Raw genomic sequence first — 24,302 nt, forward strand, 5'->3', positions numbered from 1 at the left:
TTTTATATTATAAATATTCATTAAATTACTGACTTATTACTGTTAATATTGTCAATTCAAATAAATATTTTCTATGGTACATTACTATAGTCTTTTTAATCCAATAGTTTCATACCTTGGTTCCTTTGGTTGGCTTTCGCCACCAAAAGCTATACTGTCTTCAATAGGCTTAAGTGTTATGAGTATTTCAATTAAGACCCCTTTACTATGGGGGACTTTATTGGTTTTATTTGCTTTGTTTTTTTTTACTCTTTACAAAACAAAAAATAGTTTAAAGAGTATATTAATCGCAAAAAATAACGACGAATATATACATAATAAGGAATACCAGCTTTATCTTCTCTTCTTTGCAATTACAACGATTATTGTTGAAATCAATTATGAAATTTTTAGTGTACGACCAATAAGCTTACTCCTTATGAATGTTAGTACAGGTGTTTTTTGTTTAATTATTTACGTAATTAGTACAATCTCGACTCTGATTTTTAAGAATATACAAAAGATTTTCATTATATTTTACATAATCTACTTTGGTATAATATGTAGAAATTTACTTTTCACACCAACCGATATCATACCAGTTATTGCTTTTACTGTCGTTTTTTATTTTGCTCACACCGTTTTTAGACCTATAAAATTATATTGGTTTTTTGCAGCGACTGCTTTTTCATACATTATGATTGCTACTTATTTTGAAATGTTACCTCTCAAAACAACGATAGCACTATTTAATTTTTCTTTAATTATTTTTACAATAAATTTCATTCAGCATATCATAGCTCTAAATATTAAAGACAAATTTCGTTTTTCTGATCAAATAATAAATAATGGAAACTCTCTTATTCTTGTATCTAATAGAAAAGGCGAAATTTTATTTTGTAGTAAGACAATCGTTCCTATTTTAGGGTATTCAGTAGATGAAGTTATGGGCATGTTATTTTGGAATGTCACAGAAGATCCTGAATTTACTGGTGAAAAATTTCATGATACTGAATCTGTTGAAAGAGTTTTCGTTAGGAAACTGAAATGCAAAAATGGAGAATACAAGCATATAGAATGGCATGATAAAAGATATACTAAGGATTTAGTTATTGGCATTGGTCATGACGTAACACAGCAAATAAAAACACAAAAAAGATATGAAAACATAGTTGAATCTGCTTATGATATAATTTATGAACTAGACCGTTATGGCGCTTACATCTTTATAAATAAAAACTCTGAAATAGTCACTGGATTCACTCTTAAAGAGTTGTATAGGTCAAAATTTGAGCATTTAATCAAAGATGGTTTCCAACAAAGAGTACTTGATTTCTATGCTAATTCGACAGAGGAAATGATAAACTTCCCTAGTTTTGAATTTCCTATTATTAATAAAAATGGAGCCGAAATATGGATTTCTCAAAAAGTAACAATCAATAGAGATGAAAACAGAAAAATTACTGGTTATTCAGTTATTGCAAGAGATATTACCTTCTTAAAAAACATTGAAAAGGAAAAAAGTGAACGACAAATAAAAAATTTAAAATACAGTGCCGCTTTAAAAGTATTTACCTCAAAGAGTTATTCTAACAATGAAAGTTTAGAATCTAAACTAAAATCAATTTTAGAAATTACCACTATTACAATTAGCGTTAATCGAGCTAGTTATTGGAATTATTTTGAAAATAAATTGCTTTGTATGCAACTATATGATTTAAAAACTAATGAATTTTCTAACGACCAAGAACTTGTAAAAAAATCATCCCCAAAATACTTTTCAACAGTTGAAAATAAAATGCAAATTGTCGCTTCTGATGTCTATACAAATGATATCACTAGGGAATTATGTGTTGACTACATTCCTAAAAACAACATCGTTTCACTTCTAGATACCCCTGTTTTTATTAATGGTGAATTAAAAGGGATTCTTTGCATTGAAGCGGTAGATGAGCCTAAGCAATGGGATAACGAGGATATAAATTTCTCAAGATCCGTTTCTGATATCATAGCGATAGCATTTGAGTCCAAAATGAGGTTGGATATTGAAAACAAATTAACATATAAGAGTGAATTACTGGCTGCAATGACTAAATGCAACGAAAAGTTTTTAAACAGTAACGATATAGATGCTATTTTTTCTGATGTTTTGCTTATTATGGGGAACGCCACGAAATCACATCGTGCCTATTACTATGAAAATGATTTCAATACAAATTTAATAAGCCAAAAATACAGATGGGCATATAATAATAGCTCTTTGACCGAGAATAATCCTGAGCTTCAGAATATACCCCATGAATTTTTTGAAGAATTGATTCTACCGATATTAGATAATAAAATTTTTGAAGCTACGGTATCAAAAATTAATAATGAGTCGTTAAAAAACAAGTTGCTACAAGTAGATGTTATTTCCTTAATCCTTTTTCCAATTTTTATAAAAAATAAATTTCATGGATTTTTAGGGTTTGATGACACCTCCGAAGAAAAAAAATGGTCTGAAGACGAAATCAATATTCTTCAATCATTAGCAAGTAATATTGCTTCCTCCATAGAGCGTATCGCAGGACAAAAGGCGATGTATGAAAGTGAGCAGAAATTCCGTCTATTAGCTAATAATATTCCGGGGACTGTCTACCTTTCTGAGAACGATACAAAATATACTAAAATATATCTCAATGATGAAATTAAGAAACTAACAGGTTATGATAAAAGCGAATTCTTAGAAAAAAGAATTCATTATAGCGACCTGATTCACCCAGAAGATTTTGATCGAGTGAATACTGAATCTAAAAATAGATTATCTAAATCTCAACCTTTTCATTTCACATACCGAATCACAAATAAAAAAGGGGAAATCGTTTGGGTAGAAGAGTTTGGGGATGCCGTAATCAATAATGGTAAAATTACCTATATTGAAGGTATAATGCTAGACATAACAACACGAAAACTGGCCGAAGATGCCATAAAAAGCCTTGAGTATGCTGAAGCAGCTAATAAAGCCAAATCAGAGTTTCTCGCTAATATGAGCCATGAAATCAGAACTCCTTTAAATGGGATAATTGGTTTTACCGACCTATTGATGAAAACTAAACTTGAGGAAGTCCAGCAAAAACATATGATTACCGTTAATCAGTCAGCCCATTCCTTGTTGGGAATTGTAAATGACATCCTTGATTTTTCAAAAATTGAAGCAGGAAAACTTGACTTGCATATCGAAAAACATCAAATTAAAGATACTTTAAACCAAATTATTGATCTAATCCAGTATGAATCAAATCAAAAGAAACTTCACTTAGAACTCCAAGTAGCTCCAGAAATACCAGCCTATTTCTGGGTCGATAACATACGATTAAAACAAATCCTAATTAACCTTTTAGCTAATGCTGTAAAATTCACAGAAAATGGGTTTGTAAAATTAGACATTTCAATAATCGAATTTAATAAATCTACGAGTAAAATCCGTTTTGCGGTACTAGATTCCGGAATTGGAATTTTAAAGAAAAATCAACAGAAAATTTTCAAAGCATTTTCACAAGAAGATAGCTCCACAACTAAAAAATTTGGTGGCACCGGCTTAGGTCTTACAATTTCAAACAAATTGTTAGGACTCATGGATAGCCAGTTGCAACTCATTAGTGAAATTGGAGTTGGTAGTACTTTCTATTTTGATTTAGATTTACAAATAAGTAATGAATCAGAAATCGAAATTACTCCTTTAAATAAAAAGGATGCAATTGTTGGCCATTTTGATTTTCTTTCTAATGATTTTTTTACAGCAATAAAAATAATGCTAGTTGAGGACAATAAAATTAATATGTTATTGCTAAAAACAATTATTAAAAATGTCCTTCCAAAAGCCATTATTCATGAAATTTCGAATGGACAGCTTGCTTTAAATGAATATGAAAACATAATGCCAGATATTATCTTTATGGACATACAGATGCCAATAATGAATGGCTATGAAGCGACAAAAGCAATAAGAAAATTAAATACTGGCGCCTCAGTTCCAATAATCGCAATAACAGCTGGAACTGGAGTAGAAGTAAACGAAAAATGTATAGAAGCAGGTATGAACGATTATATATCAAAACCAATCATAAAGAGCGTAATCGAAGAAGCTATAATTAAGTGGACAACTTCATAGAAGTATAAAAAGTTTATTTTTAATTAAAAAATTACATATCTTCGATACTCTTTTATTAAAAAAAAAGCATCAAAAATTGAAATCATATGAAATGGCAAGGCAGACGAAAAAGTGATAATTTAGAAGACCGAAGAGGGATGTCCTCTGGTGGTAAAACGGTTGTAGGAGGAGGTATCATAGGGATTATAATACTTTTGATAAATGTTTTTGGCGGTGAAAATGCCCAAATGCTTACTCCTGTTTTAGAACAAATGAATCAAGGTCAAAATACTCCTACTGAGCAAAGAGATCTAACCGCAAAAGAATTAGAAGAGCAAGATTTTATAAATGCAATTTTAGTTGACAATGAAGATGTGTGGAAGAAAATATTTACAGAAAATAATCTCAATTATAAAAAGCCAAATTTAGTTTTATTTACTGATGCCGTTGAAACTGAATGCGGTAATGCAACCTCAGATTCTGGCCCTTTCTATTGTCCGGCTGACCAAAAGGTCTACATGGATTTAACCTTTTTCGAAGAATTGAAAACTCGTTTTGGAGCTCAGGGCGGAGATTTTGCCACTGCTTATGTAATTGCACATGAAATAGGGCATCATGTACAAACTTTATTGGGTACTTCTGATAAAATGAGACGGCTGCAACAAGGAAAATCGAAGGCAGAAGCTAATAAATTATCAGTAGCACTAGAACTTCAAGCTGACTTTTATGCAGGCGTTTGGACACACTACAACCAGAAAATGAATGATATACTCGAAGCGGGAGATCTTGACGAAGCACTAAGCGCTGCACATGCCGTAGGTGATGATGCTATTCAATCTAAAATGCAAGGACACATCGTACCAGAATCTTTTACACACGGAACTTCAGAACAACGCAAGTATTGGTTTATGAAAGGCTATAAAACCGGTGATATCAAACAAGGAAATACATTTGACGAAATAAGATAAAAAATAAAGATACTACACTAATTAAAATCGGGATTTCTTCCCGATTTTTTTGTTTACTCTCTATCGTAAACAACCCTTTTTCACCACTACACTATTATACTAATGTCTGAAAATTAAAGGATTATAAACATTTGATTATTGGTATTATTTTAGCCGAATTAAAAACAAAGTAACATTTTTATTGAAACAAAGTCAATCATTAAAAAAACAACGGAAAAATAAGCAGTATCTTCGCGCCAAATTAAAGAAGTACGCTAAATAATATAGTTTGCTTCATAAACAGAATTTATGTCATTCAACTCATTAGGCTTATCTGATGCTTTATTAAAAGCCATCAGCAAAAAAGGGTACACAAACCCTTCTCCAATACAACAAAAAGCAATTCCACCTATACTAGAAGGTAAAGATGTATTAGCATCTGCACAAACAGGAACAGGAAAAACAGCCGGTTTCACGCTACCAATATTACAGACATTATCGCAAGGAAAACACTTAAGCCACAGACCTATTCGTGCCTTAATATTAACCCCAACACGAGAACTAGCGGCTCAAATACTTGCCAATATAAAAGAATACAGTGAATTTTTAGATTTACGCTCTGCCGTTATTTTTGGCGGTGTAAATCAAAAACCACAAGTGGCTCAACTTAAACAAGGTGTCGATATTTTAGTTGCTACTCCAGGTCGATTAATCGATTTACAAAATCAAGGTTTATTAACACTTTCAAAAGTCGAAATCTTAGTTCTAGATGAAGCAGATCGTATGTTAGACATGGGTTTTTTACGAGATATTGAGCGCATACTGAAAGTATTACCTGCAAAAAGGCAAAACTTAATGTTTTCTGCAACCTTTTCAAAAGACATTAAGAAATTGGCAATGGGTATTTTGCACAAACCAGTTCAGGTAGAAGCAACACCAGAAAACACAACTGTCGACGCTATTACTCAAAAAGTGTATCCTGTTGCAAAAGAGAAAAAAACAGAATTAATTATCAAATTGATTACGGAAGGAAACTGGAAACAGATTTTGGTATTTACTCGAACCAAACAAGGCGCCAATAAACTTACTGAAAGTATGATTAGCGCTGGTATTCAAGCAGCAGCAATTCACGGAAATAAAGGACAAGGAGCACGAACTAAAGCCTTAGCAGGTTTTAAAAATGGAAGTCTAACCGCTTTGGTAGCTACAGATATTGCAGCTCGTGGTCTGGATATCCCATTATTACCACATGTTGTCAATTTTGAATTGCCTAATATTCCCGAAGATTATGTGCACCGCATTGGTCGTACAGGAAGAGCCGGAGCAAATGGAGAAGCGATTTCTCTATTTAGCCCTGACGAAACTACTTTTTTACGCGATATAGAAAAATTGATTGGTATAAAAATACCAACAGAGAATATTGCAGGTTTTGAGCCAGATCCTAAAGCATCTACTCAACCTATTAAACAAGGTCAAGGTAGACAACAACGCAATTCAACTCCAAGGCAACCAAAAATAGACAATCCAAACCGTAGCAGTAACAATAGCTTTGGCCCGAGACGTCCTAACACAAATAACGACAGACGTTCTAACTAAGAAATTAAGATTTCTTTTTTTAAAGAGCAGAATGATTTCGTTTTTTTAGACGTCATCTCCCGCTATACAATACAATCCTTGTGAGGGCTAAACACTAGCCCACACAAGGATTTTCATTTCTATCGGGGCTATTATTCACGGTTATTTTTCTGAAGACTATTATACAGCTCGTCTTCTAGTAATTACAATTATTTTATAGTTCACTATCGTTTCGTTAAAAATCACAAGCACTATACTATTTGTCACGTTGGAAGCGTCTCGGCAAAGTTGCTTACGTATCTTGAAACGCTTTCAGAGAGCCAAAGTAAGTGGTGTCGTTTGTGAAAGAATAGAACGCTATCGATATTGGATCATACTAAATTCATAATTGGTATTAGAAATGAAAAGTGGTTATTTCATTTTATGATTTTTACTACTATTTGTTTTTAAATTTCATCTATTCTATCATTTTAGTCTTTTTTCAATTGCGTCGGACTTTAGCCAGATGTTTGAAATTTTAGTCATAGATAAAGGCTTTAGCCAAAAATTAGATTTTGGCTAAAGCGCGATTCTATTCCTTTATACTTTGTCAAAAATGCTACAATTACTTTGATAATTCATATGGTTATCTACTATTGCAACTTGGATTATAAAGCATTACTTTCTAAAGTAAAATCCTATTACTAATGCTACCCCAACCAACCATCACGATCTAAACTTCTATATTGAATCGCTTCGGCAATATGAGAGGATATTACTGTAGCAGCTGCATCAAGATCAGCTATGGTTCTCGCGACTTTCAAAATCCTGTCGTATGCGCGGGCAGAAAGATTAAAACGTTCCATTGCAGTCTTTAACAATTGTTTAGAAACGTCATCAAGCGCACAGTATTCCCTTATATGCTTGGTGTTCATTTGCGCATTATAATGGATATTTTCCATTTGTTCAAATCGTGCCGACTGGATTTCACGTGCCGCAGTGACTCTTTTTCTGATATCAACACTGCTTTCCGCTTTTCCATCATCAGATAATTTTTCGAAAGGAACAGGTGTAACTTCGATGTGAATGTCTATCCGATCCAATAACGGCCCCGAAATTTTACTTAAATACCGTTGCATCTCATGTGGAGAGGACGTTTGTGGAGAGTCTGGGTCATTAAAAAAACCACTCGGACTCGGGTTCATACTAGCTACCAGCATGAAAGAGGAAGGATAGGTAACCGTAAACTTCGCTCTTGATATCGTCACTTCCCTATCTTCTAATGGCTGACGCATTACTTCTAATACATCCCGTTTGAATTCTGGCAATTCATCCAGAAACAAAACACCATTGTGTGCCATCGAAATTTCACCCGGTTGCGGGTAACTTCCTCCTCCTACTAATGCCACATTAGAAATCGTATGGTGCGGACTCCTGAACGGTCTTTGATTCATTAGCCCCACTTCTTTCAATTTTCCAGCAACACTATGAATCTTAGTCGTTTCTAATGCTTCTCGCAAAGTCATCGGCGGTAAAATACTAGGTAATCTTTTGGCAAGCATGGTTTTTCCAGCACCTGGAGGGCCAATAAGAATAATATTGTGTCCACCCGCAGCGGCAATCTCCATGCATCTTTTTATAGACTCCTGTCCTTTTACATCTGAAAAATCAAATTCTGGAAAATCTAAATCTTTATAAAACTCGGCTCTGGTATCGATGGTAGTTGGTTCTAAATTTCCTTTTCCTTCTAAGAAATCGATAACTTCCTGAACATTTTCGACACCGTATACATCTAATCCGGTAACGATTGCCGCTTCTTTCACATTTTGCTTTGGAAGAAAAAACCCTTTAAAGCCCTCCTCCTTGGCTTTTATGGCGATAGGTAACGCACCTCGAATAGGTTGCAAACTGCCATCGAGCGACAACTCGCCCATAATGATATATTTGTCAACATCAATTGCTTGAATTTGTTGGGACGCAACAAGGATTCCGATCGTTAAAGTTAAATCATAAGCAGAACCTTCTTTCCGCAAATCTGCCGGAGCCATATTGATGGTAATCTTTTTACCAGGCATGGAATATCCATTATTTTTTAATGCAGCAGCTATTCTATAGCTACTTTCTTTAATCGCATTATCTGGTAATCCTACTAAATGATACCCAATTCCTTTATCAATATTCACTTCAACGGTAATTGTTGTAGCCTCGACTCCAAACACAGCACTTCCAAAAACTTTTACTAACATAAAGGATAATTTTATTAAAAATAATCAATTTTAACATACCAAACCCCACAATCTTTAGAATTACTAAAAACAATTAGCAACCCAGCGTTTACGCTTGTTTAAAAATAATTTACAACTAAAAGTGACACTATCAGTCCAAAAAACACCTTTCACTCACTGTTTCTTTTGGATGAAAGTAGAGGGATAAACAATACATTCCGTTAAAAAAAGCCTTTAGAGCTAATGAATTGTTGTTCAGTACTTTTACTAGCCTTTTTAAAATCCATAATCGCTCCTCTGTTTATTGCTAAAACGCCAATTGTTAAAAGGCGAAAAGGAGTCTTATTACTCTATTAATAGCTTTTTGGATATATTTCCTTATATTTGCCGCTAATTACTTGCTTTTTCGGGGTTAAAAACGAATTATTATCAATAATTCTTACAACCAAATCTACGATTTCATAATCCTGAAATCAACTTGAAAAAACACACCTTTTTTGCAGTTCGCTGCATCTTTTGCCTTTTGGAAAAATTCCATTTACAGGCTACTAAATAATCTGAAATAACAAGAAATGCACATAATAGATTATATAATCTTTGTCGTTTACATGCTGGCTATGTTAGGTGTTGGTCTCTACTTTTTTAATAAAAATAAAACTGCCGAGGACTTTTATGTTAGTGGAAGAAACATGAGCAGCTGGCATATTGGTTTATCGGTAGTCGCTACTGATGTTGGGGGTGGTTTCTCAATTGGTTTGGGAGGACTTGGTTTTACGATGGGAATATCAGGATCTTGGATGTTATTTACAGGGCTACTAGGCGCCTGGTTAAGTGCTGTGTTCCTAATTCCAAAAGTTAGCCAGTTGGGACACAAATATAAATTTTTCACTTTTCCGCAAATCTTTGGTCATTTTTACAATGGAAAAGTCGCTCTTTTGGCCGGAATTATTTCTGCAATCGGGTACATCGGATTCACTAGTTCACAGGTTTTGGCTGGAGCCAAATTAGCTTCGGCAACAATTGACGGTCTGAATATTCAAACTGCCTTAATTGTTATGGGAGTTATTGCGGTGGCTTATACTTCGATTGGAGGATTAAAAGCAGTGATTTACACCGATACGATTCAATGGTTAATCCTAATAGGTGGATTAGTTTTTATAGGAATACCAGTGGCATATAATGCAGTAGGTGGATACGATGCCATTAAAGAAACATTAGATCCTAAATATTTATCGCTGACAAATGTAACCTGGTACCAACTATTAAATTGGTCGGTCACGATTATTCCTATTTGGTTTGTTGGTATGACGCTATACCAAAGAATTTATGCTAGTAAAGGAGAAAAAGAAGCGAAGAAAGCTTGGATAATTGCCGGAGTTTTTGAATGGCCAATAATGGCGTTTATGGGAGTTATTCTTGGAATGTTAGCCAAGGTAGCGGCAACAAAAGGTATGTTTGACGGAATTACAGACGCTGCGTCAATGGACAGCGAAATGGGATTGCCTATTTTACTGGCTACCATTTTACCGATTGGTTTAATGGGATTAATGCTTTCCTCCTATTTTTCGGCCATACTTTCCACCGCTGACAGTTGCTTAATGGCTGCTTCCGGAAATATCGTTACTGATATCATTGCTAAATTTTCTAAAAAAGAGTTAACGCATAAAAAAGAACTCCAACTTTCGCAAATCGTAACGCTACTAGTTGGAATATTCGCAATCTTATTGGCTTCCCAAATGCAAAACGTACTAGAACTGATGCTCTACTCCTACGCCTTTATGGTTTCTGGGTTATTCATCCCCGTCCTTGGCGCTTTGTTTTGGAAAAAAAGCCACCCAATTGCCGCTTTTTGGAGTATGCTTTTTGGAGGAGCAACCACAATTTTACTCATAATTACCGAAAATAAGTTACCTTTAGGAATAAAACTACCCGAACATTTAGACGCAAATATTTACGGAATAAGTATTTCGTTATTATTGTTCGTTACCATATCAATTTATCATCATAACAAAAAAGAAAAACAAAATGGAATTCAAAATAATTAATAGTACTTCAGGCGAAGACAAAACATATACAAATCAAATTATTGCTCAGTTTCTTTTTACTCATTTAGAAGAGTACGGAGATAAAGTGGAAGACATTCTAAAATGTATCGCTTACGTTATGAACCCTGATAAAGGAGGGAATATAGTCGTAGGTTTAGACGACAATAAAATTGTAGGCGTTGTTATTCTAAACAATACAGGGATGAAAGATTTTATACCTGAGAATATCTTAGTGTATATTGCGGTTGATAATAGCCAACGCGGTAAAGGATTTGGAAAAAAATTAATGCAAAAAGCAATATCTATTGCTGAAGGAAACATAGCACTTCACGTAGAGCCAAACAATCCAGCTAAAGGATTATATGAAAAATTAGGTTTTACTAATAAATACCTAGAAATGCGTCTTATCAAATAGTCCAAAATGGAGAATTTAAACCAACGGGTAGGACCACTTGTTCTACTACGAAAGGAACTGCATAAATACCCGGAAGTTTCTGGAAAAGAAGTAGAAACTGCAAAAAGAATCACTTCTTTTCTAGAAAATTATCCAGCTGATGAAGTCATAACTAATATTGGAAAAACTGGAGTCATTGCCATTTATAAAGGTACAAAACCAGGAAAAACAGTATTGTTTAGATGTGAACTAGATGCCTTACCCATTGAAGAAATCAATATGTTCGAACATCGTTCGCTGAGCAATGGTGTTTCTCATAAATGTGGGCACGACGGTCACATGGCAATTTTATGCGGTTTAGCAACCCAATTATCCCAACACAAGCCCGAAACAGGTACAGTAATTCTTTTATTCCAACCTGCTGAAGAAGATGGTAGCGGAGCACAAAAAATATTTTCAGATGCGAAATTTGAAAGATTTCGACCTGATTACGTTTTTGCCTTGCACAATTTACCTGGATATCCAAAAAATCAGATTGTAGTTAAAAACGATACTTTTACTTGCGCAGTGAATAGTATTATCATAAAATTGGATGGGATTACCGCACATGCCGGAGAACCTGAAAAAGGAATCAATCCTGCCTTAGCGATAGCTTCGATTATTACCCAATTTAATACTTTTATTCAGGCTGATATTTCAAAAGAAAATTATTGCCTGATCACTCCTATTTATACTAAAATGGGTAAAAAGGCTTATGGTGTTTCTGCGGGAGCTGGAGAAGTTCATTTTACCGTGAGAAGCGACAGTAATGCTCAGATGAGAACGATCGAAACCACTCTAGAAAATATTGCACAAGCTGTAGCAGATGAATATCGATTAAAATGCAACATACAATGGACACAAGGTTTTCAAGCCAATGAGAATGATGAAACGGCGGTTCACTTCATCAAGAAAGCTGCAAAAGAAAATCAATTTGAACTATTGGAAAAACCTACCCCTTTTACTTGGGGAGAAGATTTCGGTTTGTTTACCCAGCACTATCCAGGCGCAATGTTTGGATTAGGATCAGGAATAGACACGCCTGCTTTACACAATCCTGATTACGATTTTCCAGACGACATTATTACAACAGGTGTATCTATTTTCCACCACATAAGCAAACAGATTACAAATGCACACTAATTCAACAATAGAACTCAGCAATTCCGCTTACCAAAAAAATCTCGCTTTTCTCCGAACCACTTTTGGAAAAAAAGTACAAATTTCATGCGTCGTAAAAGGAAATGCCTATGGACATGGAGTCACAGAAATTGTTTCAATGGCCTACAATAATGGCATAACTCACTTCTCTGTTTTTGATGTCCAGGAAGCGAGAGCCGTTAAAGCCGAATTAGAAGATAAAGCTACTGTTATGGTCATGGGACTCGTTCAAGATGAAGACATGGAATGGGTCGTCGATAATAATGTAGAATTTTTTGTTTTTGACAAAGCCCGTTTGACTAAGGCAGCTAAAACAGCTAAAAAGCTCCATAAAAAAGCAATCGTGCACATTGAGGTTGAGACTGGAATGAACCGTACTGGCTTTGAAAAAAACGAACTGAATTCAGTAATTACTTTTCTAAAAAAAGAAAAAGAACATATCTCCTTTAAAGGACTTTGTACACATTATGCAGGTGCCGAAAGTATTGCAAACTATTATAGAGTCGATAAGCAAATTAAACGATTCGAAGAAATTTATCAATATCTTTGTAAGAACGATCTAAAACCAGAAATCAAACATTCAGCCTGTTCAGCAGCATCTATAATGTTTCCTGAAACTAGAATGGATATGGTTCGAATAGGAATCATTCAATATGGATTGTGGCCAAGCCCTGAAGTATTTGTCAATTTTTTGAGTACAAAAAAGAGTAAAATCGACCCTCTTCAAAGAGTTATTACTTGGAAAAGTAAAATAATGAGCGTGAAAAAAGTGAAAATTGGAGAGTTCATAGGATATGGAACCAGTTTCCTTGCAGAAAGAAAAATGACAGTTGCAATAATTCCAATTGGTTATTCCCATGGTTATAGTCGTTCTCTAAGCAACCAGGGCCGAGTTCTTATCAATGGCCACCGTTGCATAGTAGTTGGATCTGTAAACATGAATATGATGACCGTCGATGTGACAAACCTAGAGTCAGTAAAGAAAGACGATGAAGTTGTATTGATTGGCTCTCAAGGTGATCTTTCAGTATCAGTAGCTTCTTTCAGTGATTATAGTAATCAACTTAATTATGAATTATTAACCCGAATTTCTAAAACGATTCCACGCAAAATTATAAAATAATGGCCTTTATAAAACTATACAGAAAAAAATTAGAAGAGAATTATAGTTTCTTGAATAACATTTTTGAATCGAGAAATATAGAATGGGGTGTTGTTACCAAGCTTCTTTGCGGAAATACAATATACTTAAAAGAAATTATCGCATTAGGTGTACGAGAAATGCATGATTCCCGCATCAGTAACTTAAAAAAAATAAAGGCATTAGATCCTACTATCCAAACTGTTTATATCAAGCCTCCAGCAAAACGAAGCATTGATCGTATTGTAAGCTATGCCGATGTAAGTTTTAATACTGAAATAGACACTATAAAAATGCTTTCCCAAGCAGCAAAAAAGCAAAACAAAACCCACAAAGTCATTATAATGATTGAGATGGGCGATTTGCGCGAAGGAGTTATGGGTGAAGAATTAGTTGAATTTTACGGCAGTATTTTAAGTTTGGCTAATATTGAAATTTTAGGTATTGGTACCAACCTAAATTGCCTGAGCGGGATTATGCCTACTCAAGATAAATTAATTCAGTTGAGTCTATACAAACAATTGATTGAAGCTAAATTCAACATTAAAATACCCTGGGTTTCCGGTGGAACTTCTGTAGCTATCCCTTTAATACTGAAAAATGCACGTCCTATGGCAGTGAATCATTTCAGAGTTGGAGAAGCATTATTTTTTGGCAAAGACCTGTTTACTGGCGAAACCATTAAAGGAATGCATAATGATGTATTCAAATTGTACTCGGAAATTATCGAAATTACCGAAAAACCAGATACTCCAACAGGTGAATTAGGCGAAAGCGGGGTTGGGAATACCTATGTAATGGATGATAATGCCGATTTAGGTGTTACTTCTTTACGTGCGATTCTGGATATTGGACTCTTGGATATGCAACCGCAATATATTGAAGCAGAAGACCTTGATATCACTATCGTCGATGCTAGTTCTGATATGTTAGTAATTGACATTTCAAACTCTAAAAAGAAATATAAAATAGGGGATTTAGTCTCTTTTAAAATTCAATATATGGGAGCACTTTATCTTTTAAATTCAGATTATATTGAAAAAACCATTGGATAAAATTTTTAATCCATAATGATACTCTAAAAGGGAAACTGATAAAATCATTTTCCCTTTTTTTATATAAAAATAAACAACTGTTAATTCTTACAATTATCAAGGTTTAATTCTCATGAATTAATTATATTTAGCAAAAAATTAGCCATAACCAAATGAGACAAATTACTACCCTTCTATTTTTATTAATTTTTATACCAAAAATTAATGCCCAAGAATATTTTCCAAATAATGAAAGTGTTCAAAATAAAAACAATAATTACACTGCTTTTACTAATGCAACCATTTTTGTAACTCCAACACAAATAATCGAAAAAGGAACTTTGCTTATTCAAAACGGAAAAGTTATTGCAGCAGGAAATTCAGTTGTAATACCAAAAAATGCAGTGACAGTAAACTTAGAAGGAAAATCAATTTATCCCTCTTTTATTGATATGTATACTAGCTTTGGAATGGACAAACCTAAAAAAACAGAAGGTTCGCGCCAAAGTCAGTCTTATGACACAAAACGAGAAGGTTATTATTGGAATGAGCACATTCGTTCAGAAGTCAATGCTTCTGATAATTTTAATTACGATAAACCAAAAGCAGAAGAGCTATTGAAAGCCGGATTTGGAGTAGTAGGAACTCATGTTCAAGACGGAATTGCACAAGGAACTGGGGCTTTGATTGCTTTAAACAACAATGAAAAAAACAATAGATTTTTAACCGCTAAAATTTCTAATCATTTTGGTTTCGCTAGAAGTATTACCTCAAATCAAGCCTATCCGAGTTCATTAATGGGAATGATAGCATTATTACGACAAGTAAATTATGACTTAAAGTGGTATAAAAACGGAAATTCTGAAACTAAGGATTTGTCATTAAACGCCTTGTCAGAAAATGAAAAGCTAATTCAAATCTTTGCTACCGAAGACAAACTAAATAGTATGCGAGCGTCAAAAATCGCGAAGGAATTTAGCTTGACTTATGTAATGAAGGGAATAGGAAATGAATTCGAAAGAATTGAAGAAATTAAAAATACTAAAGCTCAGTTTATTATTCCCATAAATTTTCCTGAAGCTTATGATGTTTCTGATCCTAATCAGGCCAATCAAATGGAATTGAAAGACTTGCGTTTTTGGAATCAAGCACCTACCAATCTTAAAGTTTTAACAGACAATGGTGTCGTTTTTGCACTGACTACGGATAAGTTGAAGAAAATAGAAGATTTTAGAACAAACCTACTTAAAGCTATAAAATATGGTTTCGATAAAACAAAAGCATTAGAAGCATTAACGACGATACCTGCTTCGATATTAGGGAAAAGTAATGAAATTGGAAGTTTAAAAAATGGAAATTATGCCAACTTTATTATTACTTCTGGTGAAATATTTAATGACCAAACCAAAATCTATGAAAACTGGGTTCAAGGATCCAAATATATTGTCAGTGATATCAATGTTAAAGATATTAGAGGAGAATATGACTTGACTATTGCCGATAAAAAATACAAATGGAAAATTACCGGCGAAATCGAGACTCCTAAATCTGAAGTCAATACTGCGGATTCTAAAAAATTAAGCTCTAAACTTTCGATTTCAAACAATTGGATTTCAAACGTAATAAAGTCATCAGATTCTACACAAACAACATTCACCCGATTAATAGGATATATTGAGGACGTGCAAACCCTTTCTGGGAAAGCTATTTTATTTAATGGAAATGAAGTAAAATGGTCAGCGAATAAAATTGCTCCGTTTGTTAAACCTGTAGATTCACTAAAGTTGCAGAAAAACAATGTTATTATGACGACGACATTCCCAAATGTAGCTTACGGTAATACAAATAAATTAACGACTGAAACGTTACTATTTAAAAATGCAACGTTATGGACAAATGAGAAAGAGGGTATTATTGAAGAAACGGACGTCTTAGTTAAGAATGGAAAAATCGCAGCTATTGGTAAAAATCTTTCTGATGCAACTGCAACAATCATCGATGCAAAAGGAAAACACTTAACAAGTGGAATTATTGATGAACATTCTCATATCGCAATTTCTAGTGGAGTAAATGAAGGTGGACACAACTCAAGTGCCGAAGTATCCATACAAGATGTAGTAAATTCTGAAGATATAAATATTTATAGAGAACTTGCGGGTGGAGTTACTACTTCGCAATTATTACATGGTTCTGCAAATCCCATCGGTGGACAATCAGCCATTGTAAAATGGAAATGGGGACAAGATGCAGATGAAATGCTGTATAAAAACCAACCTAAATTCATCAAATTTGCCTTGGGTGAAAATGTGAAACAATCCAATTGGGGAAATATAGATCCAACTCGTTTTCCTCAGACAAGAATGGGTGTTGAACAAGTTTTTACCGATTATTTTCAACGTGCCAAGGAATATGACTTAGTATGGAAAAATTTTAATTCGAAAAAAGGAAAAGGAGATGCTCCCAGAGTAGATTTAGATTTACAAGCAGTAGCTGAAATACTGAATAAAGAACGCTTTATTAGTTGCCATTCTTATGTTCAATCAGAAATATTAATGTTAATGAACGTTGCCGATAAATTTAATTTTAGAGTCAATACCTTCACTCATATTCTTGAAGGGTATAAGGTAGCTGAAAAAATGAAGGAACATGGAGTTGGCGCTTCCACATTTGCAGACTGGTGGGCTTATAAATTTGAGGTAAATGATGCCATTCCTTACAATGGGCCAATAATGCATAATGCAGGATTAGTAGTAGCTTATAATTCTGATGATGCTGAAATGTCTCGAAGATTAAATCAAGAAGCGGCAAAAGCAGTTAAATATGGTAATCTTTCTGAAGAAGAGGCTTGGAAATTTGTTACTTTAAATCCAGCTAAATTATTACACATTGACGACAAAGTAGGAAGCATAAAAGTAGGTAAAGATGCAGACATTGTACTGTGGAACAATAATCCCTTATCTATATATGCTAAAGCAGAGAAAACAGTAATTGAAGGAGTAGTATATTATGATGTTCAAAAAGATGAGTCGCAAAGAGTAGCAATTGCCAAAGAACGAAACGAGTTAATTGGTCAATTATTACAAGAGAAAAATAAAGGCGCAACTACTCAAGAACCAAAAAGAAAAGAGAAAAAAGAATACCATTGTGATAGTGTAGAACTTGAATAAATTGAACTTTAACCATCACAATTACTTAAATAAATTATAGACAAATGAATAAAAACATATATATAGTAGTATTGCTATTAAGTTTATCAATAGCATCAAATGCACAACAAACACCTGCGCCTAAACAATCAAAATCAATATTGATTCTCAATGCCAAGGCGCATATCGGTAATGGACAAGTTATTGAAAATAGCGCTTTAGGTTTTAAAGATGGCAAAATCACCCTGATTGCAGATGCTACAGCAATTAGAATCGATAAAAGTGCTTATGATATAACTATTGATGCCAATGGCAAAGAAGTCTATCCTGGATTCATAGCACCTAATTCTACATTAGGATTAGTTGAGATTGATGCCGTTAAATCATCAGATGATGAAAGTGAAATTGGACAGATAAATCCAAATGTGAGAAGTATTATAGCCTACAATGCAGAATCAAAAGTTATTGAAACCGTTAGACCTAATGGTATTTTAATTGCTCAGATTACACCTCGTGGCGGCAGAATATCAGGAACTTCCTCTATTGTTCAACTAGATGCTTGGAATTGGAAAGATGCAATCATGAAAGAAAATGATGGAATTCATCTTAATTTTCCATCCAGCTATAAGAGAAGCGGGTCGTGGTTTGAACCTGGCACCATTGAGGAAAATAAAGATTACATAACTCAAATTAACGAAATAAATACTTTTCTGGCTAATGCAAAAGCCTATCAAGTAGAAAATGTGAAAGAACGAAATTTAATTTTTGAAGCAACGAAAGGATTATTTGATGGTTCTCAAACTTTATTTATAAATGCTAATGAAGAAAAGCAAATCATTGATGCTGTTCAATTAGCGAAAAGCAATGGCATTAAAAAAATGGTTATCGTTGGTGGTTACGAAGCATACAAAACTGCTGAATTATTACAGAAAAACAATATAGCTGTCCTTCTAAAAAGAGTTCATGATATGCCAGAACATGAGGATGACGATATTGATTTACCTTATAAAGCTGCAAAATTATTAACAGATAAAGGTGTTTTAGTAGGGTTAGAAAATAGCGGTTCGATGGAAAGAATGAACACAAGAAACCTACCTTTTTTAGCTGGAACTTGCGCCGCATATGGACTAGACAAGGAACAAGCATTGCAATTAATCACTTCTAATACAGCCAAAATTTTAGGAATAGATGACCAATGTGGAACACTTGAAATAGGAAAAGATGCCACATTATTCCTGTCTTCAGGTGATGCCTTAGACATGCGAACTAATAAAATATCACATGCTTTTATTCAAGGTAGAATGATAAGTCTTGAAACGCATCAATCTGAGTTGAATAAAAGGTATAAGGAAAAATACAATCAAAAATAGTTATTGTACACAAAACTTGTTTTATACTTTTAAAAGCAGATAATTTACGACATCGTAAATTATCTGCTTTTTTTTTGCTTTAGATCAAAAAAATAAAATTCAGTATATAAAATTTCTACCCAAATTAGAGAATCCTTATTATTAAAGCCATATTCAAGTATACCTTTAAAAAAACAGGGGTCAAAACATAAAAACCATAAAAATAAATAGATTTGATACCATTTTAATAGGGATATTAAATGATTTTATACTTTTGTTGAAATTTAATTCTAAACAACATGAGAAAAATCGTTTTAAGCATACTATTACTTTCCCTTTTAGTAGTGACCCTATTTTCAACTTCCATACTTTCTGCACATCCTATTCCGGCAGAAGCAGTAGCATTCGATACTGGAGATACCGCATGGATGATAGTTGCTACAGCACTTGTTTTAATCATGACCCCTGGTTTAGGCTTCTTTTACGGTGGAATGGTAGGTAAAAAAAATGTAATCAGTACCATGTTACAAAGTTTTATGGCTATGATAGTTGTTACAGTACTTTGGGTAGTAATTGGATTCGGCTTGTCTTTTGGACCTTCAATTGGAGGTATTATCGGTAATCCTTTGCCTAACTTGTTCTTTCAAGGTGTTGGTACCAATACTGCTTGGTCTTTAGCACCAACAGTTCCCTTTCTATTATTCGCTTTATTTCAAGCAAAATTTGCAATAATTACACCTGCTTTAATTACTGGAGCTTTTGCGGAACGAATTCGCTTCTGGGCTTACTTACTATTTATGGTTCTATTCATAATCTTGGTATATGCTCCATTATGTCATATGACCTGGCATCCAGAAGGATTATTCTTTAAAATGGGAGTGTTGGATTTTGCTGGTGGAACTGTAGTACATATGAGTGCTGGATGGGCAGCATTAGCTGGCGCCATGTTTTTAGGAAAAAGAAAAGCTCAAAAATCAAACCCTGCACGTATTACGTATGTATTGCTAGGAACTGGTTTATTATGGTTTGGTTGGTTTGGTTTCAATGCAGGTTCTGCATTAGGAGCAAACGGTTTGGCTGTACAAGCTCTTGGTACGACTACTGTAGCTGCGGCTGCGGCTGGAATGGCTTGGGTATTCTTAGATAAAATTCTTGGTCACAAACTTTCAGCAATGGGCGCTTGTATTGGTACCGTTGTAGGATTAGTAGCGATCACACCTGCAGCTGGATTCGTAAGTATACCACACGCTATATTCATTGGTATATTCAGTAGTATTGTTAGTAACCTTGTCGTTAGTAAATTTCCAAAAGGAAAAATCGATGATGCCTTAGATGTATTTGCTTGCCACGGCGTTGGTGGTATGACAGGTATGCTATTAACAGGAGTTTTTGCTTCTAAAACGGTAAATTCAGCGGTTACAGATCAAGGTCTAATATTTGGCGAAACAACCTTATTTATTCACCAATTAACTGCTTTAATTATTGTTTCCGTATTTGCTTTTTCAGCATCGTATTTCTTATTTTTTATTGTCAATAAAATTACACCACTAAGAGTATCTGAAGATAAAGAAGAGTTAGGTTTAGACCTCTCTCAACACGGAGAGTTTTTATAATAGTATTTTTAAAAAACTTGTAGTTAGGCTAGCCTAACGCAAAAAAATCCCAATCTGAAATTCAGATTGGGATTTTCTATTTTACACAAACTTAGTATTTAATATAGTTAAAAAAAAACGGTATGATTTTCATATTTTATCGGCAGAATACTAGATAGCTTTATACCACTTAATAAATATAAATGGTATTATTTTTTGAAGTTAGAAATTCCTAATTTTAACCAGCTACCATATTCTTCTATACTCACATAACTAATAGTTGGATTTTCTTTATTTAAACTATTGCCCTCTAAATCCGTTAAAACATACAAAGGCTGTGTATTAGTTTTATATTTTGATATCATAAAATCAGTCCACTTATCCCCTACTGTTTCAATTTCAGAACCTGTCGTTTTCGATATAAACTGTTCGCTTTTAGGTAGATCTCTCTTGTCATCAACATACAAAGATATAAGTACCACTTCATTGTTTAGAATCGGTAATATCATAGCATCAGACCAGACATTATTTTCCATTTTTCTACAATTTACACAAGCATACCCTGTAAAATCAAGCATAATAGGTTTATTTACTGTTTTGGCATAAGCCAATCCTTTTTCATAATCATCAAAAACTATTATTCCATGAGGCCCACTTTTAGCACCATCTGGCAAAATGACATTCGCAACATTACTTGCCGAACCACCTAATCCATTAGGACTTTCACTGTATTCTAATGTAGGAGGAAAAGCACTAATAATTTTTAAAGGTGCTCCCCAAAGTCCGGGAATTAAATAAATAGTAAAAGTTAAAGTTACTAATCCCAACATTAATCGTCCTACTGAAATATGCGTCAAAGGACTATCATGTGGTAACGTAATTTTTCCGAATAAGTAAAAGGCAAGTGTTCCAAAAATAGCAATCCAAATAGCTAGGAATACTTCTCTTTCCAACAAATGCAATTGCAATACCAAATCAGCATTCGATAAGAATTTAAAGGCTAAAGCCAATTCCAGAAATCCTAAAACGACTTTTACCGTATTCAACCATCCACCAGATTTGGGTAATGAATGTAACCATCCAGGAAACATGGCGAAAAGCATAAATGGTAAGGCTAATGCCAATGAAAAACCGAACATTCCAATGATTGGAGCGATTCCTCCTTTAGAAGCGGCTTCCACTAATAGTGTACCTACTATAGGGCCGGTACAAGAGAACGATACAATTGCAAGCGCCAATGCCATAAATAAAATTCCAATAATCCCGCCTCTATCTGCTTGACTGTCCACTTTATTTGCCCAAGAATTAGGTAACATAATTTCAAATGCTCCCAAAAATGAAGCGGCAAAAACAACTAATAAAACAAAGAAAATAATATTAAACCACACATTTGTTGACAATGCATTCAAAGCATCAGCACCAAAAATCCAGGTTACTAAAAATCCAAGAATTACATAAATAACAATAATTGAAATTCCGTAAATGATTGCATTTCTTATCCCTTTCGCTTTTGTCTTACTTTGCTTGGTAAAAAAACTTACCGTCATTGGTATCATCGGAAAAACACATGGTGTCAGTAAAGCAGCAAATCCTGATAAAAATGCTATAAAAAAGATAGACCATAATCCTCTTTGTGAATTTGATTTAGGTTCTACCACCACTTCTTTATCAGGCGAAGCAACGACCCTATTACTTGCACCAAGACTCGGCGCTAATGAATCTGTTTTTATTGTATCCGTTTCAATAGGAGCTACTACCACAGCGGCTTCTTTGGGTGCAGTAATTACTGCTACACTCGCAGGTATTGCAAAAGTAAATTTCTTCTCTAAATTGATACAAACTTCTTTACAAACCTGATAATTCAACTCGGCTTCTATTGCTACAACCTTTGGGTTCGTAACATGAATTACCTGTTGAATTTGAGCTTTTCTTTGAAAATAAGTTTCATTTACTTCAAAAATATCATTGTAAGCCGTTTTGGTTTTGCTTTCTTTCGCTTTACCTACAAGATTAAAGTTACCTTTTTGATTTTTAAAAACAACTTCTAAAGCTAATGGGCCACCATCAGGTGTAAACTGGGAATACATGTGCCACTCTTTTTCGATTACCCCATCAAAAGTCAACAAATACGTATTATCTGATTTTTTTTCAATTTTTGTTGTCCATTTTACTGGATCTAGAATTTGAGCATTTACATTGGCAAAAGCCAAAAAAGTAATAAGGATACCTACTATTTTCTTCATTCTTCTAATTGTATTTTTAATCTATTTTGTGTTTTATTATCTATTCTAAAACGTTCATCTTGTCTAAGTCCGATCAACCAAACAATTTTATTTTCTGACCATAATATCCAGACATTTTCCTTTTCTATTAAGGATAATTTTTCATCTTTAAAAAGTTTGCTCACTTTTTTAGACTTGCCTTCCATACCAAAAGGCTGAAAACTATCTCCTTCATTCCATTTGCGTAAAACTAAGGGAAAACTTAATTTATCAGCATCGACAAATATAACTGTATTTGTAAGAATTGAAATGGCATCTACTTTACAAAAGGAAAGATTTAAGGGAATCTTAACGTCTTCTTGGTCTTTATCAATAAAATATTCTTCCTTTTTAGTATCAAAATCAATTGGACTCAGAATTAATGAATTTCTATCTTTCACTAATCGAAACTCAGCCGAAAAAACCTGCTTCCCTGATTGACTATCTACTAAATTATACACATCGTCCCAAGCTGTAAAGCCAAATTCATGCAACCATTGGTATAAATAAGACCTATAATTGGGTAATTTCAATAACTGATTTAAATCAAAATAAAATTCGTTTTCCTCTTGCCTTACCACTTGTTGATACACCATGATTGATGCGTCTTCAATCATGGCTTGTGATTCCTGCAAATAAGATTGTGTTTTCTGGAATGAACTAATAAAGTGCGGATTAAGCTCTTTTAACAAGGGAACTAAATCATGTCGAATTTTATTTCTCAAATACTTATCAGAGGCATTGCTACTGTCTTCTCGCCATTGTATATTGTTCTCTTTGGCATAATTTGCAATTTCTGCCCTTGAAAAATGCAATAATGGTCGTATTATCTTGTCATTTTGTTCTGGAATTCCAACCAATCCTTCTAGGCCAGTTCCTCTACTAAGATTAATTAAAAAAGTTTCGATATTGTCATCTGCATGATGAGCCGTGAGAATGTAATCGTAATTTTCTGTATCTAAAAGTTCATAAAACCAATTATAGCGCAAATCACGAGCGGCAACTTGTGTCGAAAGTTTGTAATCTTTGGCGAAAGCCTCCGTATCAAATTGGGTTAAAAAAAGTGGGATATTATTAGTGGCTGCAAAATCCTGAACAAAATTTTGGTCTCCAAAACTCTCTAAACCACGCAATTGAAAATTACAATGAGCCAAAGCAATTGGGTTGTCTAATTCATTAAATAAATGAGCCATTACAATACTGTCCAAGCCTCCACTGGTAGCCAGAAGAAGTTTTTTATTATTTAAAAAAGGGAGTTTTTGAGCAATATGATTTTTGAGTCTATCTAACATAGTTCAAAAATAAA

General features: G+C 33.9%; 14 protein-coding genes. 11 read left to right on the forward strand and 3 right to left on the reverse strand.

What is annotated here, in order from left to right; genetic code table 11:
• The first annotated feature begins 73 nt into the window (after nucleotides 1-73).
• The 3 genes from AC4PRO_RS09575 (at nucleotide 74) to AC4PRO_RS09585 (ending at nucleotide 6,651) form a co-directional block, all read left to right on the forward strand.
• Nucleotides 74-4,129: a PAS domain S-box protein gene (locus tag AC4PRO_RS09575; RefSeq protein ID WP_492117199.1), complete on the forward strand. Its 4,056-nt coding sequence runs from the start codon at nucleotides 74-76 to the stop codon at nucleotides 4,127-4,129.
• 86 nt (nucleotides 4,130-4,215) lie between these two features.
• A complete protein-coding gene (gene ypfJ / locus AC4PRO_RS09580) occupies nucleotides 4,216-5,076 on the forward strand; it encodes a KPN_02809 family neutral zinc metallopeptidase (protein ID WP_074724113.1) in 861 nt (286 codons plus the stop codon).
• 288 nt (nucleotides 5,077-5,364) lie between these two features.
• Complete coding sequence (locus AC4PRO_RS09585) at nucleotides 5,365-6,651, forward strand: DEAD/DEAH box helicase (RefSeq protein ID WP_492117200.1); 1,287 nt, start codon at nucleotides 5,365-5,367, stop codon at nucleotides 6,649-6,651.
• A gap of 668 nt (nucleotides 6,652-7,319) precedes the next feature.
• Here the strand turns inward: AC4PRO_RS09585 and AC4PRO_RS09590 are convergent.
• On the reverse strand, nucleotides 7,320-8,855 hold the full coding sequence (locus AC4PRO_RS09590) for a YifB family Mg chelatase-like AAA ATPase (RefSeq protein WP_492117201.1): 1,536 nt from the start codon (nucleotides 8,853-8,855) through the stop codon (nucleotides 7,320-7,322).
• Nucleotides 8,856-9,406: 551 nt separating this feature from the next.
• On the opposite strand from AC4PRO_RS09590, the gene AC4PRO_RS09595 reads away from it, so the two are divergent.
• From AC4PRO_RS09595 to AC4PRO_RS09630, 8 genes are all read left to right on the forward strand, one after another.
• Entirely contained in the window at nucleotides 9,407-10,879 is a 1,473-nt protein-coding gene (locus AC4PRO_RS09595; protein WP_074724110.1) for a sodium:solute symporter family protein, read from the forward strand.
• A complete protein-coding gene (locus AC4PRO_RS09600; RefSeq protein WP_492117202.1) occupies nucleotides 10,860-11,294 on the forward strand; it encodes a GNAT family N-acetyltransferase in 435 nt (144 codons plus the stop codon). Before AC4PRO_RS09595 ends, AC4PRO_RS09600 begins: the two co-directional genes overlap by 20 nt.
• A gap of 6 nt (nucleotides 11,295-11,300) precedes the next feature.
• On the forward strand, nucleotides 11,301-12,455 hold the full coding sequence (locus tag AC4PRO_RS09605; RefSeq protein ID WP_492117203.1) for an amidohydrolase: 1,155 nt from the start codon (nucleotides 11,301-11,303) through the stop codon (nucleotides 12,453-12,455).
• Nucleotides 12,445-13,596, forward strand: coding sequence for an alanine racemase (alr, locus tag AC4PRO_RS09610; protein WP_074724107.1), 1,152 nt, complete (start codon nucleotides 12,445-12,447; stop codon nucleotides 13,594-13,596). The genes AC4PRO_RS09605 and alr overlap by 11 nt, the downstream gene beginning before the upstream one ends.
• Entirely contained in the window at nucleotides 13,596-14,669 is a 1,074-nt protein-coding gene (locus tag AC4PRO_RS09615; protein ID WP_074724106.1) for an alanine/ornithine racemase family PLP-dependent enzyme, read from the forward strand. The genes alr and AC4PRO_RS09615 overlap by 1 nt, the downstream gene beginning before the upstream one ends.
• A gap of 152 nt (nucleotides 14,670-14,821) precedes the next feature.
• Complete coding sequence (locus AC4PRO_RS09620; protein ID WP_492117204.1) at nucleotides 14,822-17,815, forward strand: amidohydrolase family protein; 2,994 nt, start codon at nucleotides 14,822-14,824, stop codon at nucleotides 17,813-17,815.
• 44 nt (nucleotides 17,816-17,859) lie between these two features.
• The gene (locus AC4PRO_RS09625) at nucleotides 17,860-19,164 is read left to right on the forward strand and encodes an amidohydrolase family protein (RefSeq protein ID WP_074724104.1); all 1,305 of its coding nucleotides are present in this window, start codon (nucleotides 17,860-17,862) and stop codon (nucleotides 19,162-19,164) included.
• A 278-nt stretch (nucleotides 19,165-19,442) separates the two neighbouring features.
• A complete protein-coding gene (locus tag AC4PRO_RS09630; RefSeq protein ID WP_492117205.1) occupies nucleotides 19,443-20,756 on the forward strand; it encodes an ammonium transporter in 1,314 nt (437 codons plus the stop codon).
• 188 nt (nucleotides 20,757-20,944) lie between these two features.
• Here the strand turns inward: AC4PRO_RS09630 and AC4PRO_RS09635 are convergent, their stop codons facing one another.
• Nucleotides 20,945-22,978, reverse strand: coding sequence for a protein-disulfide reductase DsbD family protein (locus AC4PRO_RS09635; protein ID WP_492117206.1), 2,034 nt, complete (start codon nucleotides 22,976-22,978; stop codon nucleotides 20,945-20,947).
• Complete coding sequence (gene tilS / locus AC4PRO_RS09640; protein WP_492117207.1) at nucleotides 22,975-24,288, reverse strand: tRNA lysidine(34) synthetase TilS; 1,314 nt, start codon at nucleotides 24,286-24,288, stop codon at nucleotides 22,975-22,977. Before tilS ends, AC4PRO_RS09635 begins: the two co-directional genes overlap by 4 nt.
• Nucleotides 24,289-24,302: the final 14 nt, after the last annotated feature.

Source organism: Flavobacterium sp. DW-iso2 (assembly GCF_058725285.1).

Coding starts and splice junctions, on each gene's coding strand:
- AC4PRO_RS09575 (WP_492117199.1), top strand. CDS start 74: ATGGTACATTACTATAGTCTTTTTAATCCAATAGTTTCATACCTTGGT.
- ypfJ (WP_074724113.1), top strand. CDS start 4,216: ATGAAATGGCAAGGCAGACGAAAAAGTGATAATTTAGAAGACCGAAGA.
- AC4PRO_RS09585 (WP_492117200.1), top strand. CDS start 5,365: ATGTCATTCAACTCATTAGGCTTATCTGATGCTTTATTAAAAGCCATC.
- AC4PRO_RS09590 (WP_492117201.1), bottom strand. CDS start 8,855: ATGTTAGTAAAAGTTTTTGGAAGTGCTGTGTTTGGAGTCGAGGCTACA.
- AC4PRO_RS09595 (WP_074724110.1), top strand. CDS start 9,407: ATGCACATAATAGATTATATAATCTTTGTCGTTTACATGCTGGCTATG.
- AC4PRO_RS09600 (WP_492117202.1), top strand. CDS start 10,860: ATGGAATTCAAAATAATTAATAGTACTTCAGGCGAAGACAAAACATAT.
- AC4PRO_RS09605 (WP_492117203.1), top strand. CDS start 11,301: ATGGAGAATTTAAACCAACGGGTAGGACCACTTGTTCTACTACGAAAG.
- alr (WP_074724107.1), top strand. CDS start 12,445: ATGCACACTAATTCAACAATAGAACTCAGCAATTCCGCTTACCAAAAA.
- AC4PRO_RS09615 (WP_074724106.1), top strand. CDS start 13,596: ATGGCCTTTATAAAACTATACAGAAAAAAATTAGAAGAGAATTATAGT.
- AC4PRO_RS09620 (WP_492117204.1), top strand. CDS start 14,822: ATGAGACAAATTACTACCCTTCTATTTTTATTAATTTTTATACCAAAA.
- AC4PRO_RS09625 (WP_074724104.1), top strand. CDS start 17,860: ATGAATAAAAACATATATATAGTAGTATTGCTATTAAGTTTATCAATA.
- AC4PRO_RS09630 (WP_492117205.1), top strand. CDS start 19,443: ATGAGAAAAATCGTTTTAAGCATACTATTACTTTCCCTTTTAGTAGTG.
- AC4PRO_RS09635 (WP_492117206.1), bottom strand. CDS start 22,978: ATGAAGAAAATAGTAGGTATCCTTATTACTTTTTTGGCTTTTGCCAAT.
- tilS (WP_492117207.1), bottom strand. CDS start 24,288: ATGTTAGATAGACTCAAAAATCATATTGCTCAAAAACTCCCTTTTTTA.